Origin of the sequence: Aquimixticola soesokkakensis (assembly GCF_900172375.1) — a bacterium.
Lineage (GTDB): Bacteria > Pseudomonadota > Alphaproteobacteria > Rhodobacterales > Rhodobacteraceae > Aquimixticola > Aquimixticola soesokkakensis.
Window position 1 is genome coordinate 23560 of record NZ_FWFS01000002.1, and the last position, 16461, is coordinate 40020.

A 16461-nucleotide genomic window follows, 5' to 3' on the forward strand; every position below is an offset into this window, starting at 1 on the left:
GCTCCTCGCGAAAGCACGCAAGGACAGCCCCCGCGCCGCGCCACTGTGACGCCAAACTCCCCAAACTTCCCCATCGAAACCCTTGCTTTGGGAATTGAAAAATCGCACCGCCGCAGCCCTTTTCTTATTGGCAGGGTGCGCAATCCGATTTGTTCCCCGGGGGGCAGGATGCCAAGGTTCAGGCAGCCGGCTGTTGCGTGGCCTTTGCAGGGCGCATCCACAGGCGGGCACTATATTCTTGGGAGGAATACATGACAATTTTCAACACAGGTAAATGCGCGGTCTTCGGCCTTGGCGCGCTGCTGGCAAGCACCGCCGTTGTGCAGGCCCAAACCGCCGAAGAGTTTTACACGGGCAAAACCGTGACGATGGTTGTCGCCGCTGCGCCCGGTGGCTTTGCCGATACGATCGCACGCACCTTTGTGACGAAATTTGCCCAACATTTTCCCGGAAAACCCGAATTTATCGTGGTGAACAAACCCGGCGCGGGCGGGATTGTGGCCGCTGCCCAGCTTCAAAACACCGAAGCCAAAGACGGCACGACCATCGGATTTTTGTTGGGCAACGTGTTGACGACGCCGCTGGTGACCGGCCAGACCGCCCAATTCGACCCACATAACGTGCAGTGGATCGGCTCGATCCGCAACGGCGACTACCCCTATGCGCTCTATGCCAAAACCGATAGCGATATCCAAAGCGCCCAGGATCTGTTCGACAAGACGCTGGTCGTCGGCTCGACCTCCTTTACCAATTACAACCGCGTCTTTCCCGCGCTGATGAACGAATATATCGGCACGCAAATGGACATCGTGGCGGGCTACCAAGGGTCGGGCGAGGTCTATCTGGCGCTGGAACGCGATGAGGTCAGCGGCTGGATGGAAGGCTCGCATGCCATCCTCAACAAGACCAACAAAGCCGGTCAGATGATCGACGAGGGCACGCTCAAGCCGATCATGTTGATGGCCAAGGAAACCGACGAACGCTGGCCGGACCTGCCGATCCTCGAGGATTACATCACCGATGAAAACCAACGGGCGGTGGCCAACTTCTTGATGACCTCCTCGGCCTCGGGTCGCCCCATCGCCGTGCCCGCCGAAGTGCCCGCCGAGCGCGTCGAGGCGATCCGCGCGGCCTTTGACGAGACCTTCGCAGACCCCGAATTCGTGCCCTACATGCAGGAAATGCTGAGCACGCCGGTCGTGCTGTCGCTGTCGGATGACGATCTGAACGGGATGATCAACGATTTCTACGCGGCCTCCGAGGAAACCCTCGAAAAAGTCCGCGGCTTCATGGTCGACTAAGCCGTCAAAGCGGCCCTGCCCTTTGGCCCTTTGTGGCGGGCCGCTTTGATCCCGTGCTGATACGTTGCGCACAGACCCCCGATCGGCCGGCATCTTGCGCGGCCTTTCGTCGTTGTGCCAGCCGGTCTGACGACCCCGCCCGCCCCGGCCCAACAGGCCAATCAATGACCCCTAAAACGGGCTGACCCGCCGCACAAAACCAACCAGACTGCGCACAAGCGACAGGAGTTCTGCATGTCAGATCACAAGACCCCAACCACCTTCAAGGATTTCATCCCGCCCATGGGCACCCACCGCCTCTATGGCATGGGACCGCAGGATTTTCTGGACACGATGCCCGAACGCCGCTGGACGCGCCGCGCAGCAGAAATTGCCGAGATCACACCGGAAAATTTCAAGGGGATCACAACCGACGGCACGGTCATGCGCGACGTTTTTTCCATCCGCTCCGAAGGCGCACCGACCCTGAGCGTGGTGGAGGCCGCGGGCAAAATGCTTGGGCTTTTGAACGATGCACAGCGCGCCAAAGTGGTGCAACCCGTGACCTCGATGCAAAAGAACCGCTGGCAGAACGGCATCCCCGACTACGAAAAGGAGGGTATCCGCCTTGACGAGGTCCGCCCCCCCGTGCGCGACGCCGTGATGGCCATTTTGCGCGCTGCCATGGGCGCTGAGGGGTACGCGCGCCTGCGCGATGTGATGCGCCTGAACGGATATCTGGGCGAACTGGTCGGGGCGGAAAAATTGCTGGGGGAATGGTGTTATCGCATCCACTTCTGGGGCACGCCCTCGACGAGCGAACCCTGGGGCTGGCAATTTGCCGGTCACCATCTGGCGATGACCTGTTTCATGCTGGGCGATCAAATGGTGCACACGCCGATCTTTTTCGGGGTCGAACCCAATGAGGCCTCCGAGGGGCAATTCGCCGGGGCAAGCGTTTTCAAGGACGAGGAAGCCGCAGGGCTGCGCTTTGCCCAGGGGCTGGATGCTGACCAGCGGCGCAAGGCAGTGATCTATGACAGCATCCTTCCCGGTGATCTCCCGCCGGGGCGTCATCATCCGCTCAACGGTTTGAACCTTGGCAACGCCTATTGCGACAATGTGGTGGTGCCCTACGAAGGGATCACAGGGGCCGATCTGCGCCCGGATCAAAAGCAGGGCTTGCTGGATCTGGCCCGCAGCTACCTGCGCACCTTGCCCCAAGGCCCCCTGTCGGCAAAGATGGAAGATCTCGAACGTCATTGGGCCGAAACGCGGTTCTGCTGGGCGGGGGGATTGGAAGAGGACAGCGTGTTTTACTATCGCATCCAAAGCCCTGTCGTGATGATCGAATTTGACCACCACCAAGGCGTGGTTCTGAACAACGAAGCACCCGAAAGGTTTCATATTCACACGCTGGTGCGCACCCCCAACGGCAATGACTACGGGGCGGATTTGCTGCGCCAGCACTATGAAACCTCGGCCCATCACAACCCGCAGGTGGCGCAGGCACAAGATCACGCCCATTCCCACAGCCCTGCCAAAGAGCACAGCCACCAAAACACCCATGCCCAGGATCACCACCACGGTGACGGGCAGCTGCATCACCATCATAAATAGACCCTGACCTGCCACGAAACGGGCCGCGCTTTGGACAAAGCGCGGCCCTCTTTTTTGGCTCACGCCTGACACAAGCGCAAAAGGCCGCCCCAAGTGGAGCGGCCTTTCGTTTCACATTTTAGGGGGCTTACATCGACGGGATGTGCTGTGCGAACCACGCAAACCTCTCGCCGATCAGCGTATTGGGCCAGGGCACATGGATCACCTGATCAAAGACGACATAGATCGCCACCGTCACGCAGGCCGCGTAGACCAGCGTCAGTTTCCACGGCTCGTTGCCCTCCAGCCGCATATAGGCGACGATCAGAACCGGCACCGTGGGGATAAGGCCGATGGTCGCCATCAGGATCAGAAAGGCGAGGAACCAGCCGAAAAAGACGCCCGCGCGCAGCAGCACGATCTTGCGATGATGCCCGTCGTCACTGGCGAGGTCCATATGGATGCCGCGGTGCGACGTGTCGGCCTCGGCCCCTGATCCGCGCCCCGAAAAGAGCAAAAAGATCAGGCTCAAACCACCCGCGACCAGCATCGTCAGCGCCACAGCCGTCGGACCGACCCGCGCGCCAAAGCTCCAGCTTTGCGCCTCGACCAACATGTAGCCGCCAATCGCAAGGAAGAAGACATACAAAAGGTCTTCGGCTCTGACGGAAAACCTGCCGCGCGGTACAAAGGCCCGCGCGCCGATCGCGCGAAACTCGGTGTAGACGGGGCGCAACAGCACCATAGTGGCCATGCCGAGCAACAGGATCACCACAGGGCGCGACAGCCATTCCCCGCCAAAGCGCTGGATGGAAATCGACATGTAGCGTTCGATCAGCGCGCCCAACACGAGGCCGAGGATCAGCGGCGGGCGCGGCCATTTCAGCCGTTTCATCGCCCAGCCCACAACACCAAAGAACATCAGCGCATAGAGGTCGCCCCAAGAGCCCGAGCCCTGAAACGCGCCGACAAACACCACCGCGATGATCGCGGGCAACACCAGCGTGTAGCGCAGGGTGGAAATCTTGGCGAATTGTCCCGACAGCAGGAAACACAGGCCCGCGCCGAAAATATTGGCCAGCGCGATGGACCAGACCAGCGTGTAGGTCACATCAAGGTTGGTGGTCAGCATTTCGGGTCCCGGCACAAAACCATGCACCATCAGCGCACCCAGCAGGATCGCTTGGGACGCCGATCCGGGCACTCCGAAGGCAATCGTGGGCACAAGGCTGCCCCCCTCTTTGGCATTATTGGCCGATTCCGGTGCGATCACGCCGCGCACATCACCGGTGGAAAAGCTTTCCTTGGCCCCTTTTTCCGAACGGATGGCATGGCCGTAGGCGATCCAGTCGGTGACCGATCCGGTGATGCCCGGAATGATCCCCAAAAGCGCGCCGATAGAGGAACAACGGATAACGAGAAACCAGTTCTCAAGCACATCACGCGCGCCGCGCAGCATCCCTTTGGTGATGGAATGCTCCATTTTTTCCGCCAGGGCCGAGCGTTTGATCGACAGGTCGCACAGTTCGGGCAGCGCGAACATGCCAAGCAGAACCGGCAGCATCGGCACACCGTCCCAAAGGTACAAAATATTGCCCGCCCAGCGGATCGTGCCCGTCTGGCTGTCAGTGCCGATCATGCCGACAAGGATGCCAAAACAGGCAGCGACGACCCCGCGCAGGGGCGCATTTCCCGACAAGGCCGACACCATCGCAATGCCAAAAACGGTCATCGCCAGCAGTTCGGGCGTTCCGATGGCCAGCACGAAAGGCCGGATGACCGGGATCGACAGCGCCAGAACAACCGCTCCGAAAATGCCGCCAAACAGGGATGCGGTAAACCCCGCACTCAGCGCCCGCCCCGCCTCGCCTTTGCGCGTCATCGGAAACCCGTCGAGCACCGTCGCCTGTGAGGCTGCCGTTCCGGGCACCCCGAATAAAACGGCCGGAATTGTATCCGAGGTTGATGTCACCGAATGCATGCCAAGAAGCATCGCAAAGGCCGCGAAAGGGTCCATCGTATAGGTAAACGGGACCAGCAACGCAAAGCCCGTCATCCCGCCGATCCCCGGCAAAAGCCCGATAGACAGGCCCACGACGACGCCCACGACAAGAAACCCGATCCTTTCGAGCGACATCAATGTGCCCATCGCCTGACCCGCGGCATCCATCATATAGGCCAGCTCACTGATCGCCATTATTCCTCGCTCCCTTATCCAAGTATCGCACTGCGGCCCGCGCTTCGTGGCGCGTGCACCGGCAAAAATCCGGCGTCTCCCCCGGGCCGCACTACCGCGCAAAGATGCGGTGCGCCGCGCGTTGAGCGCAAATCATATTGCAGGGTCGCGCCATAGAATTTGGACGGCAAACCCGTGAAAAAGCCACGCGACATTGAAAGTCGCACCCACACCATCGGAAGTCACGCCCCCCCTATTCTCGGACGATATCGCGCGCGCTTAGGGTTGGCCGGATCGGGCGCAACCCGCCGTACATCTTTCACACAGGCACGCAGACCTGCAGGCGAAATCGCGCAAAGCTAAACAGCGATGCTGCGTCACAAAACGCCTGCGCGCCCCTCAGTTACGCAGATCAAGGGAGACCCGCATGGGACAGACGATCATCGACATCCACCCGCATATCATTTCCGGCGACACGACGCGCTATCCGCATAATCCATTGGGCGGAAAGCGCTCGGACTGGTCCGCAGAGCGCCCCTTTGCGGTGGAACAATACCTTGAGGAAATGAAAGCCGCCGGTGTCAGCCGCGCCGCCATGGTGCATTCCTCGACCACCTATGGCTACGACAATTCCTATGTTGCCGACAGCGTTATGGCCCATCCGCAGGCGCTTGTCGGTGTCTATTCCGTCGACATTTGCGCCCCTGATGCGGTCAAAACGATCGAGGGCTGGCGCGCGCGCGGCATGGCAGGCCTGCGCCTGTTTGGCGCGGGATCGACCGTGCAAACCGATGGCGCATGGATGATTGCCCCTCAAACCCTGCCCGTTTGGAACCACATGGCCGACATCGGCATGACGGTGGCCATCCAGACCACCAAGATCGGCCTGCCGGTCGTCGAGCAAATCCTCACCAAATTCCCCAAAGTCACCATTGTGCTTGACCATTTGGGCCGTCCCGACCTGAGCGATGGCGCGCCCTATGCCAATGCGGCGCCGCTTTGGGCGCTGTCGCGCTTTGAAAACCTGTTCCTGAAAGTCACGCCGCGCACCTTTGATCTGTCGCAAAAATCCCCCGCCACGCCGGACACGTTTTTTCCCAAACTCGTCGCGCAATACGGCGCGAACCGCCTTGCCTGGGGGTCCAATTTCCCCGCCAACGAAGGCACGCTCAAGGATCTCGTCGATCAGGGGCACCAGTGCTTTGCCAGCCTGTCGCAGACGGATCGCGACTGGATCTGGGCCAAAACGGCGCAATCGCTTTACCCCGACCTTGTCACCGCCACGCCAGAGGAGGCCCGCACATGAGCGACTTTCAGACCCGCGACTACCCCGAAAGCGGCCCGCTAACGCTTGCGGCCAACATCACGTTATATGGCGGGACCAAAGCGCTGATGGAGGGCGATGTCGCCTCCGACCTCGTCAGCTTCGACTTTGCCGGCTTGAAAAACGCCCATGCCGGCTTCAAGGACATGCTGCGACGCGGCAAGTTCGATGTCAGCGAAATGGCGGTTGCGACGCTGTTGCAGGCCCGCGCGTACGGCAAACCCTTTTCACTGCTGCCAGCGGTGGTTCTGGGGCGCTTTCAACACCATTGCATCGGCTTTAACACCGATGTGCATCCCGATCTCAAACCTGCCGATCTGGCGGGGAAACGGGTCGCTGTGCGCTCCTACACCCAGACCACGGGACTTTGGGTGCGCGGCATTTTGCAAAATGAATATGGTGTCGATCCCGACAGCGTGACCTGGGTCTGCTTTGACCAACCGCATCTGGCCGAATACACCGATCCGCCCAGCGTAGAATGGGGCGAAGCGGGCAAGGACCCTGTTCAGATGCTGCTGGATGGCGAAGTGGATGCGGCGATTTTGGGGATGAACATGCCCAGGGATGCCCGCATCAAACCGCTGGTTACCGATCCGCACAGGGCGGCAAACGCCTGGCACAGCCGCGTCAATCTGGTGCCTCCGAACCACTATATCGTGGTCCCCGATGCCTTGATCGAAGCCCGCCCGGATGTGGTGCGCGAGGTCTACAGGATGCTCAAGGACAGCCGTGATCGCTTGGCCCTGCCCGACGACGGGATCGATCCGATGCCCTTCGGGATCGAGGCCAACCGTGCCGCTTTGGCCTGCGCGGCTGACTATGCACTGCAACAGCACATGATCACCACGCCGATTGCGGTAGACGATCTGTTCCACCCGCTTGTACGCGCCTTCGCGCGCTGAAAGCCCCCTCTTTCCCGCTCATAAATTCGCGGGCGGGAAAGAGGGAAATCTATCCTGTTAATCTAAATATTTCAGTTATTTAAACGATATTCTGCATCACAATGCATGTGCCGCGTGCAAAAATATGATGGCTTTGCGGCGATATGTTATTGGCGCTTTGGGGCGAGATTTGTAAGTTCGTCCTCTCATTGAGGCTTTGAAAACGAAGCCATCGGGGGCGGTGTTTTGGGGAACATCGCGGTTTGGGAGGACCAAAATATGGACGCTTATCCAGAAATTCCGAACCTGCGCCATCTGCGTATGGTTCAAGTGATCGGTAAACTTGGCGGCGTGACCTGCGCCTCGCGCGAGCTGAGCACCTCGCAACCCGCCGTCACGCAGGCCGTGTCCAACCTGGAAGCGGAACTGGGCACGGCGATCTTTGAACGCCGCGCAACGGGGACCTACCCCACGCCGCTGGGCCAGCAGTTTTTGCTGCGCATCGATCGCTTTTTTGAAATTCTCGACAACGCCGTGCGCGTCATCCAGCCCCGCAGTGACACCCTTCAGACGCGGGCGCTCCCGCTGGTGGAGCGGATGATCACCGGCACGCAGTTGCGCTCGCTTATTGTCACCGCCGATCCCGGCCGCGTTGATGAGATTGCACAACGCATGGGCCTATCAACAGCCTCGCTCTATCGCTCGGCGCGCACGCTTGAACGCTCGCTCGGGACCACAGTGTTCGACCGCTCCGCCCAAGGGCCGATCCTCAACAAAACCGGCCTTGCGCTGAACCGCGCGTTTCGTCGCGCGATCCGCGAAATCGAAATGGGGCGGGGCGAAATCATGATGGCAGCGGGCGAAGGCTGTCTCGAACTGGTGGTCGGCGCTTTGCCGATGTCGGGTTCCTTCGAGCTTGCCGAAGCCATCCGCCGCTTCACCCCGCAATGCCCCAATGTCAAAGTGCGCGTGGTTACCGGCGAATATCACAAGCTGCTCGACGATCTGTCCAACAGCCGGATCGACATGATCTTTGGCCTGTTGCAGCGGCCCCAATGGGCCACCGAAATCAACGAAGAAGCCATGTTCAACGACAGTTACTGCGTGGTCACCCGCCCTGCGCACCCTTTGTCGCATCTCGCGGATATCACGCCAGACGCGCTCAGCGGCTATGAATGGGTCGTGCCCGCCGCCGGAACCCCGCGCGGGCGGCGCATCGAAGCGCTGTTTGACAGCTGTGAAAAGCGGCCCAGTTTCAACATCGAGACCAGTTCGATTTCCACCTGCCGCGCGCTCTTGCTGCGCTCGGATATGGTCACGGTCATGACCCGCTCGGAGGTGCAATTGGACGTGAGCCTTGGCATTCTCGACAGCCTGCCCTGCCGCTATCTCGATGCAATCCCGCCCAAAGGTGTCAGCACCCGCGCCGATTGGTTGCCCACCGCCGCGCATGACACCTTTCTTGACTGCCTGCGCGCCGTGACCTCGGACACCCAGCATGATGCGCCCCACACGCGACCGCAGATTGCGCTGGCCTCGTAAAACGCGCCCGCAAAAAAGGCCCCGCGACATGGATCGCGGGGCCTTTTCGTTTGGCAGTCCTTTGATTTACATCAGGGATTTTGCCTTTTCCAAAGTCGCGTAATTGCGCGACGGTGTGGTAAAGAGGATCGAATAGCCCTCTGCAATCACCTGTTCGACATTCGCGCCTGTGACATGGGGATGGGCCACGGGGACCCCCGCCGCCTTGCCTGCGGCGAGAATTTTCGCCTTGGCCTCGACGACAACGGGATGCTCGTATTGGCGCGCGTAGCCCAGCTGTTGGCTCAGATCGCCCTCGCCAATCATGATCGCGCCGACACCCGGGACCTTGAGGATCTCCTCAAGGTTTTCCATTGCCTCGACGCTTTCGATCATCAGGACGACCATAATTTCGCCCTTGGGATCGAGGGGCCAGACATCGGCCCGCTCGTAATATTCGGGCACGCTCAGCCCCCAATAGCGCGCGGCATTGATCGGTCCATCGCCGCGCGCGCCTTTGGGCTCATAAATCGGCGCATCCTTGGGACGGGCATAGCGACAGGCGGCAACCGCGTTGCGCGCGTGTTCGGCCGTGGCGATATGGGGCCAGACCACCCCGAACACACCCTGATCAAGCACCTGCTTGGCCATCCATTGGTTCATTTCCGCACCATTGGCAGGCAGGCGCACGAAAGGCGTGACATTGGGCGCAAGCGAGCCGCTGTCGATCATGCGCCGCCGGTTCATCAGATACTGCAACGCATCGCGCAGACCCACGCCTGTATAGGCGGTGTGCTCCATTTCAAACAGCACAGCATCCAGTTGCGACATGCCAAATTGCACCGCTTCCTCGCGCTCGGCGCGCGCAAATGCGAGGGTGGGTTTGCGCCCTTCCTCGAGGGCGCGGATCACACCGTTCAGTCGTCCGATTTTTGTCATTTCTGTCTCGTTTCTGTGGTTTCAGGCGCGTATCAGGCGTTGAGCGGCAAGAACATATCTTCGGCCGCATAGCTGCGCGGGATCAGTCCCTGTTGGCATCCGTATTTGATCAGCGCCTCGATCGAGGCGCGGTTGTTTTCCAGACCGTAGGGAATGGGATCATCCACGATCTGCATCAGCTTCAAATCTTTCTGAGCTTGTTTTCCGGTGGCAGTGCCCGCCTTGAGCGCGTCCAGATAGGGCGCTTTCGCCGCCGAGAAGGCGTCAAAAATGGCCTGTCCAAGATCGGGATTATTGCGGATGTGCTCTTCTTTGATCGCAAGACAACCGTGGATCGGATAGACGCCATTCTTGGCAAAAACGTCGCGATCGAGGCGCGCGTGATCGGGGAAAAGTTCGGTCAGATTGTCGGGCAAAACCGGTGCATTGGCGTTCCAATCCTTGCCCGGCGCGCCCGCGCGGCCCACACCCGCATCCCCCGTACAGCCCGCATCGATGCCGCCATCGCCAATCATCGAGGCCAGCGACTGGCCCTCGGGCACATGCACAACGTTGCGCGGCAGCGTCATTGCATCGACGTGTTCCTCATCGTCCACGACCCAGGTCACCTTGTCGATATCGACGCCGTATTCGTTCTGCAACAGCCCGCGTTTCCACACGCCCGTGGTCACAGAATAGGCGCGCACGCCAACGCGCTTGCCCTCGAGGTCCTTGGGACCACCGATGTGGCTTTCGGGGCGCGTCACAAGGCCCTGGTGATGGAAGCGGCGCACGAAAAAGATCGGCAAAGCGATGATCGGCACCCCATGCGCGCGCGCAATCATATAGGTGGTCGGCGCCAGTTCGCACAGGTCGAATTCAAGGTCGCGCACCATACGGCGAAACGCGCCGATGTGGGGGTTTACGTCGATGAAATCAAGCTCGGCGCCGTCAACCTTGATCTCGCCGGATTTGATGGCGGACGTGTAGGGATAGGTGCGCAAGGCGATCGTCAAGGGTCGGCCCGTCATTGCAAAAGCTCCAGTCTGAGAAGTGTAAAACGTCCGTGAGGCGGACGGATTTTGAAGGTCTGCGCATTGGAACGGATGCCAGAGAAACATGAAAATAGGAACTCCCGTTAGGGCCATAGGATTGTCGCAGCCGCAAGATGCGGCGCGCCCCCCGTCGGAGATTCAATGGCTTGCGGATGGCAATGGATTTGGCATTACAGCGCGACTTCAGGTTAAGGTTGCGCGAATAGGAAAGGCTGGCCATGCCCAAGACCCCCCCGTCGATCTTCGCCCAAAACGGCTACGGAAATTTCTTGGGGGCGTTGCTTTTCAACGGGATTTCTGTGCAAATCCTGACCGTTTCGGTAGGGTGGCAACTCTATGACCTCACGCGCGACCCCCTTGACCTCGGCCTTGTGGGCCTGTCGCAATTCGCGCCGGCCCTGCTTTTGTTCCTGGTGACGGGATCGGTGGCCGACCGCTTTCCCCGGCGCCTGATCATGAGCATCTGCCTTGCGTTGATGGGCATGGTGTCGGGGGCGTTCTTGCTGTTCACGGCGTTGGGGCGCATCACACCACCGCTGGTTTTCGGACTGATCGTGGTTTTTGGCGTTGCGCGGGCCTTTTACAACCCCACGCGCCAGTCGCTTGCCACGAATGTGGTCTCGGCGGCCAATCTGCCGCGCGCGCTTGCGCTCAATTCCTCTGCCTTCAAAATCGCCACGATTTGCGGCCCCGTTCTGGGCGGCCTGCTGTTTGGCGTTTCGGCCGAACTGGCCTATGGCACGGGCTTTGCCTGCGCGCTGGTGGCCAGCCTGTTGATCCTGCTCGTGCCCGCGCCCGCACAGCGCAGCGCGATCGCCAAACAAAGCTGGAGCGAAATCACCGCAGGCCTGCAGTTCATCCGACGCCAACCGATCATTCTGGGCGCGATTTCGCTCGATCTCTTTGTCGGCCTGCTTGGCGGGGCATTCGCTTTGCTGCCGGTCTATGCGCGCGACATTCTGGATGTCGGCGCTTTGGGCTTGGGTCTGTTGCGCGCCGCCCCTGCGGTGGGCGCCATCACCATCGGATTTTGCCTGATGATCATGCCCATCCGGCGCAATGCAGGGCGCCTCATGTTTCTGACGGTCGCGCTTTTTGCGCTGGCCACGCTGGTGTTCGCGCTGTCCAAAACCGTCTGGATTTCGGTTGTCGCGCTGGTCGTCGTCGGTGGGAGCGACATGATTTCCGTCGTCATCCGCTCGACGCTTGTGCAGCTCAACACACCGGACGAATTGCGCGGGCGGGTGAACGCCGTCAATGTGGTGTTCATCGGCGCATCAAACGAATTGGGCGCCTTTCGTGCGGGCACGATGGCGGCCGTGTTCGGACCCGTGGTGGCGGTCGCAGGCGGCGCTTTGGCCGCGCTTGGCGTCTGCGGTCTTTGGTGGCGCTACTTCCCTGCGCTGCGGCGCGCAAACGACCTTAGCGGCCATTAAACCTGCGGCACGTGCGCTTCTTTATGCACGCGGGACGATATCCGATTGGCCCCGCCGCGCGCCCTTTGGCTAAGGTCTGACCAAACAGGCGGCCCCTGCGGCCGATTGCCCTGCCAAGACACATCAAAACAAAGGCTTCCCTCGCTATGATCATTGATTGCCACGGTCACTTCACCACCGTTCCCGGCTATTTTCGCGACTATCGCAAGGCCCAGATCGAAGATTACAACGCAGGCAAGACCTCCGGCTTTTGCGATGCCCCGCGCATTTCGGATGACGAGTTGCAAGACGGTCTGGAAAAGAACCAGATCCGCCTGCAAAAAGAGCGCGGCATCGACATGACGCTGTTTTCGCCCATCGCCGGTTTGATGGGCCACCATCAGGGCAATGAGGCGATGAGCCAGCACTGGTCGCGCACCTCCAACGACCTCATCAAACGCGTTGTCGACCTCTATCCCGACCGCTTTGCTCCCGTCGCCCAGCTCCCCCAAAGCCCCGGCGCGGACCCGCGGGGCTGCATCGAGGAACTCGAACGCTGCGTGAACGAGCTTGGCTTTGTCGGCTGTAACCTCAACCCCGATCCATCGGGCGGCTACTGGACCGATCCGCCCATGACCGATCCCTATTGGTATCCGCTGTATGAAAAGCTGGTCGCGCTCGATGTGCCCGCGATGATCCACGTTTCGGGGTCTTGCAACCCCAATTTCCACGGCACCGGCGCGCATTACCTCAACGGTGACACATCGGTGTTCATGCAGCTTTTGATGTCCGATCTGTTCAAGGATTTCCCCGGCCTGCGCCTTGTGATCCCCCATGGCGGCGGCGCGGTCCCCTACCACTGGGGCCGCTATCGTGGTCTGGCCCAAGATCTGGGCCGCCCGCCGCTGGCCGAGGCATTGATGGACAATGTGTTCTTTGACACCTGCGTCTACCACCAACCCGGTGTGAACCTGCTGACCGAGGTGATCCCCGCGAAAAACGTGCTGTTTGGGTCGGAAATGGTTGGCGCCGTGCGCTCGATCGACCCCGAAACGGGCCATTATTTCGACGACACCAAACGCTATGTGGACGCGCTGCCCCTGCCCGCCGACACCAAAGCGCAGATTTTCGAAGGCAACACGCGCCGCGTCTATCCCCGCCTTGATGCGCGACTGAAAGCGATGGGCAAATGAGCCTGCAAACCGCCCCCCGCACAGCCGCCCGCGTCCTCGTCGATCAGCTGGTGATCCAGGGCATCGACCGTGTGTTCTGCGTGCCGGGAGAAAGCTTTCTCGCCGTGCTCGACGCGCTGGTCGACAGCCCCGAAATCGAGCTGGTCACCTGCCGCCACGAAGGCGGCGCGGCGATGATGGCCGAAGCCTACGCCAAGGTGACCGGCCGCCCCGGCGTGGTGTTTTGTTCGCGCGGTCCGGGGGCGACGAATGCCTCCAGCGGTCTGCATGTCGCCTTTCAAGACAGCACGCCCTTCCTCATGTTCATCGGACAAAATCCGCGTGATGTGATGACGCGCGAAGGCTTTCAAGAGGTCGATTATCGCCGCATGTTCGGCACGCAGGCAAAGGCCGTGTTGCAACTTGACGACGCTGAGCGCACCTCGGAATTTGTCACCCGCGCTTTCCAGCTGGCGCTGTCAGGACGTCCCGGACCGGTGGTCATTCCCCTTCCCGAGGACATGCTGACCGACACGGCCGATTGCATCGACGGCAAGCGCGCGACAGCGGCGTTGAGCGGGCCGACGACAGAGCACATCAACGCCGTGCGGGCGCGCATTGCCGCCGCCAAGCGCCCGGTGGTGATGCTGGGCGGTAGCGGCTGGACGGCTGGGGCGGTGCGCGACTTTCGCGCCTTTGCCGAGGCCAGCGACCTGCCGGTCTGCGCCAGCTTTCGCCGTCAGGACCTGCTGGACAACCAAAGCCCCAGCTATATCGGGGAAATCGGGCTGGGCGCGAACCCTGCCCTGCTGAACACCGTCAAGACCGCCGATCTTCTGGTCGTGCTCGGCGCGCGTCTGGGCGAAATCGGCACCATGAGCTACACGATCATGGAATGCCCCGTCCCGACCCAGGAGTTGATCCACATCTACCCCGATCCCGACGAACTGGGGCATGTCTATCAGCCCGATCTGGCGGTCGTCTCCAACGCGGGCGCCTTTGCGCAGGCCTTGGCCGCAGGCGGGCCGATCAGCGGTAGCTGGGGCGAGATGCGCGCCCGCTGCCGCGCCGATTTCACCGCATGGACCGCGCCCAAAACCAGTCCCGGTGCCATCCAGATGTGCGAGATCATGGCGTGGATCGACGCCCATGCGCCCGAGGACACGATCTACACCAATGGCGCGGGAAATTTCTCGGTCTGGCTGCACCGGTTCCACCGCTATCGTCAATTCGGCACGCAGGTCGCGCCGATTTGCGGGTCGATGGGCTACGGCGTGCCGGCGGCTCTGGCCGCGAAATTCGCCCGCCCCGACGCCCCTGTGATCTGCATCGCCGGCGACGGGGATTTCCAGATGACGGGAAGCGAACTGGCCACCGCCGTGGCGCATAAATTGAAGCTGAAAATCATCCTCCTCAACAACGGGATGCTCGCAACAATCCGCATGCATCAGGAAAAACATTTTCCCGGGCGTCTCAGCGGCACGCAGCTTGAAGCGGGCAATCCCGACTTTGTCGCCTTTGCCAAAGCCTATGGCGCCTTGGGGGTTCGGGTGAGTGAAACCTCTGAATTCGCGCAGGCTTTCACGCAGGCTGACGCGTTTGACGGGCCCTCCCTGATCGAAGTGATGATCGACCCCGAGGCAATTTCCCCCAATGTCACCTTGAGTGAACTCAGCGGCGCGTCCTAGGCGCGCCGCCTGCGCGGATCACTCGATGAACCAGCGTCTGGCGTTGGTGTAGCTGATGTCGCGCACCAGCCCCTCCAGCGCCTGTGGATCATCGGGCAGATGGCCTGTCTCGGCCCACCGTCCGATCAGACGGCACAACAAGCGGCGGAAATATTCGTGGCGCGGGAAGGACAGGAACGAACGACTGTCGGTGAGCATCCCCAGAAAGGTGGAAATCAGCCCCATCTGGGTGAGGTCGATCATCTGGCGTTCCATCCCGTCAAGCTGGTCGGCATGCCACCAGCCGGTGCCGACCTGCACTTTGCCCGCGACGCTGCCGTCCTGAAAGGAGGCGGCCGTGGTCGTGAGGATGGCGTTTTTCGTTGCATCGACGCAGTAAAGCACCGTGCGCGGCAGCTCGTTGGTGCGATCTAGCCGGTCGAGCAGCGCATTGAGCGGCTCGGCAATGGCGCGGTCGCGCACCCCGTCGCCCCCCGCATCGCGCCCTTTGGCGTGAAGCAGGCGCGAGGAGGTGTTGCGCAGCGGCCCGATGTGCAACTGCATGACAATGTCGCGCTCGGCATAGGCGCGGCCCAGTGCGACCAGCAAGGCGGCGCGCAGGCTGGCGGCCTCATCGCTTGTGACGCTGTCCATGCCCGTATCGAGGCGGCGGCGCAGGATATCGTCGAGCGTCGCGCCCGACACTTCGTCGCCTGCATCCAGCAATTCCAGCCCGTGATCCGAGGCTTTGCAGCCATGGGCCACGAAATGGTCAAGCCGTGTCACCATCGCCCCAACCAGCGCGTCGAAATCGCGGATCGGCGCGCCCGTGACCCCGGCCAGACGGTCGATGTAGGGCGCAAATTCCGCCGCCTCGACCTTGAGCGCCGTATCAGGGCGAAACGAGGGCGCAACCACCAGCCCCTCAGCGCCGCGCAAGGCCGCGTGATGTTCAAGCGTGTCGCAGGGATCATCGGTGGTGCCGACGAATTCCACCTTCATTTTTGCAAGCAAGCCGCGCGCGCCGAAACCGGCTTCGGCCAGTTTGGCATTCGCCTGCTCCCAAATGGCATCCGCCGTTTGAGGCGACAGGACCGTGCCGTCCAGATCGAAGTAGCGCCAGAGTTCCAGATGCGACCAGTGGTGAACCGGGTTCAGCACCATGCGCGGCATCGCCTGCGCATAGGCGTTGAATTTGTCGTGCCAGCTCGCAGTGCCCGACACCCGCGCCTCTTCGATGCCCGCCCACCGCATCATCCGCCATTTGTAGTGGTCATGCGCTAGCCACAGCTCCCCCAGATTGTCCCAGTGGTGATCGGCAGCGATTTCGGCAGGGGGGAGGTGGTTGTGGTAGTCGATGATCGGCAGATCGGCGGCGACCTCGTGATACAGACGCCGCGCGGTGGCGGTGTCGAGCAGGAAATCGGCGTTGAGAAAAGCGGACATATCGGAC

Annotated in this window: 12 protein-coding genes; 8 read left to right on the forward strand and 4 right to left on the reverse strand. The window is 61.2% G+C overall.

Annotated features, from left to right (window positions below; genetic code table 11):
• Positions 1-251: 251 nt before the first annotated feature.
• Both AQS8620_RS03120 and AQS8620_RS03125 read left to right on the forward strand, forming a co-directional pair.
• Positions 252-1301 (forward strand): Bug family tripartite tricarboxylate transporter substrate binding protein, encoded by a 1050-nt coding sequence (locus tag AQS8620_RS03120; protein ID WP_085835399.1) that lies wholly within the window; start codon positions 252-254, stop codon positions 1299-1301.
• Positions 1302-1535: 234 nt separating this feature from the next.
• Entirely contained in the window at positions 1536-2900 is a 1365-nt protein-coding gene (locus AQS8620_RS03125; protein ID WP_085835400.1) for a DUF3500 domain-containing protein, read from the forward strand.
• A gap of 127 nt (positions 2901-3027) precedes the next feature.
• Here AQS8620_RS03125 and AQS8620_RS03130 read toward each other — a convergent pair whose 3' ends face one another.
• Positions 3028-5076 (reverse strand): tripartite tricarboxylate transporter permease, encoded by a 2049-nt coding sequence (locus AQS8620_RS03130; protein WP_085835401.1) that lies wholly within the window; start codon positions 5074-5076, stop codon positions 3028-3030.
• A 406-nt stretch (positions 5077-5482) separates the two neighbouring features.
• Between AQS8620_RS03130 and AQS8620_RS03135 the strand changes: the two genes are divergently transcribed.
• The 3 genes from AQS8620_RS03135 to AQS8620_RS03145 all read left to right on the forward strand — a co-directional run bounded on the left by AQS8620_RS03135 (position 5483) and on the right by AQS8620_RS03145 (position 8802).
• Positions 5483-6361 (forward strand): amidohydrolase family protein, encoded by an 879-nt coding sequence (locus AQS8620_RS03135; RefSeq protein ID WP_085835402.1) that lies wholly within the window; start codon positions 5483-5485, stop codon positions 6359-6361.
• A complete protein-coding gene (locus AQS8620_RS03140; RefSeq protein WP_085835403.1) occupies positions 6358-7281 on the forward strand; it encodes a substrate-binding domain-containing protein in 924 nt (307 codons plus the stop codon). Before AQS8620_RS03135 ends, AQS8620_RS03140 begins: the two co-directional genes overlap by 4 nt.
• Positions 7282-7539: 258 nt before the next feature.
• Complete coding sequence (locus AQS8620_RS03145) at positions 7540-8802, forward strand: LysR family transcriptional regulator (RefSeq protein ID WP_085835404.1); 1263 nt, start codon at positions 7540-7542, stop codon at positions 8800-8802.
• Between the two features lie 66 nt (positions 8803-8868).
• Here AQS8620_RS03145 and AQS8620_RS03150 read toward each other — a convergent pair whose 3' ends face one another.
• Together AQS8620_RS03150 and AQS8620_RS03155 are read right to left on the reverse strand one after the other, a co-directional pair.
• Positions 8869-9720, reverse strand: a complete 852-nt coding sequence (locus tag AQS8620_RS03150) for an HpcH/HpaI aldolase family protein (protein ID WP_085835405.1) — start codon at positions 9718-9720, stop codon at positions 8869-8871.
• 32 nt (positions 9721-9752) lie between these two features.
• Positions 9753-10730, reverse strand: a complete 978-nt coding sequence (locus AQS8620_RS03155) for an ABC transporter substrate-binding protein (protein ID WP_085835406.1) — start codon at positions 10728-10730, stop codon at positions 9753-9755.
• A 242-nt stretch (positions 10731-10972) separates the two neighbouring features.
• On the opposite strand from AQS8620_RS03155, the gene AQS8620_RS03160 reads away from it, so the two are divergent.
• The 3 genes from AQS8620_RS03160 to AQS8620_RS03170 all read left to right on the forward strand — a co-directional run bounded on the left by AQS8620_RS03160 (position 10973) and on the right by AQS8620_RS03170 (position 15029).
• On the forward strand, positions 10973-12190 hold the full coding sequence (locus AQS8620_RS03160; protein ID WP_143267399.1) for an MFS transporter: 1218 nt from the start codon (positions 10973-10975) through the stop codon (positions 12188-12190).
• Between the two features lie 146 nt (positions 12191-12336).
• The gene (locus tag AQS8620_RS03165; protein WP_085835408.1) at positions 12337-13362 is read left to right on the forward strand and encodes an amidohydrolase family protein; all 1026 of its coding nucleotides are present in this window, start codon (positions 12337-12339) and stop codon (positions 13360-13362) included.
• Positions 13359-15029 carry a thiamine pyrophosphate-binding protein gene (locus AQS8620_RS03170; RefSeq protein ID WP_085835409.1) on the forward strand — a complete coding sequence of 557 codons (1671 nt, stop codon included), beginning with the start codon at positions 13359-13361 and terminating at the stop codon, positions 15027-15029. The genes AQS8620_RS03165 and AQS8620_RS03170 overlap by 4 nt, the downstream gene beginning before the upstream one ends.
• Before the next feature lie 18 nt (positions 15030-15047).
• Here AQS8620_RS03170 and uxaC read toward each other — a convergent pair whose 3' ends face one another.
• Entirely contained in the window at positions 15048-16454 is a 1407-nt protein-coding gene (uxaC, locus tag AQS8620_RS03175) for a glucuronate isomerase (RefSeq protein ID WP_085835410.1), read from the reverse strand.
• Between the last annotated feature and the right edge of the window lie 7 nt (positions 16455-16461).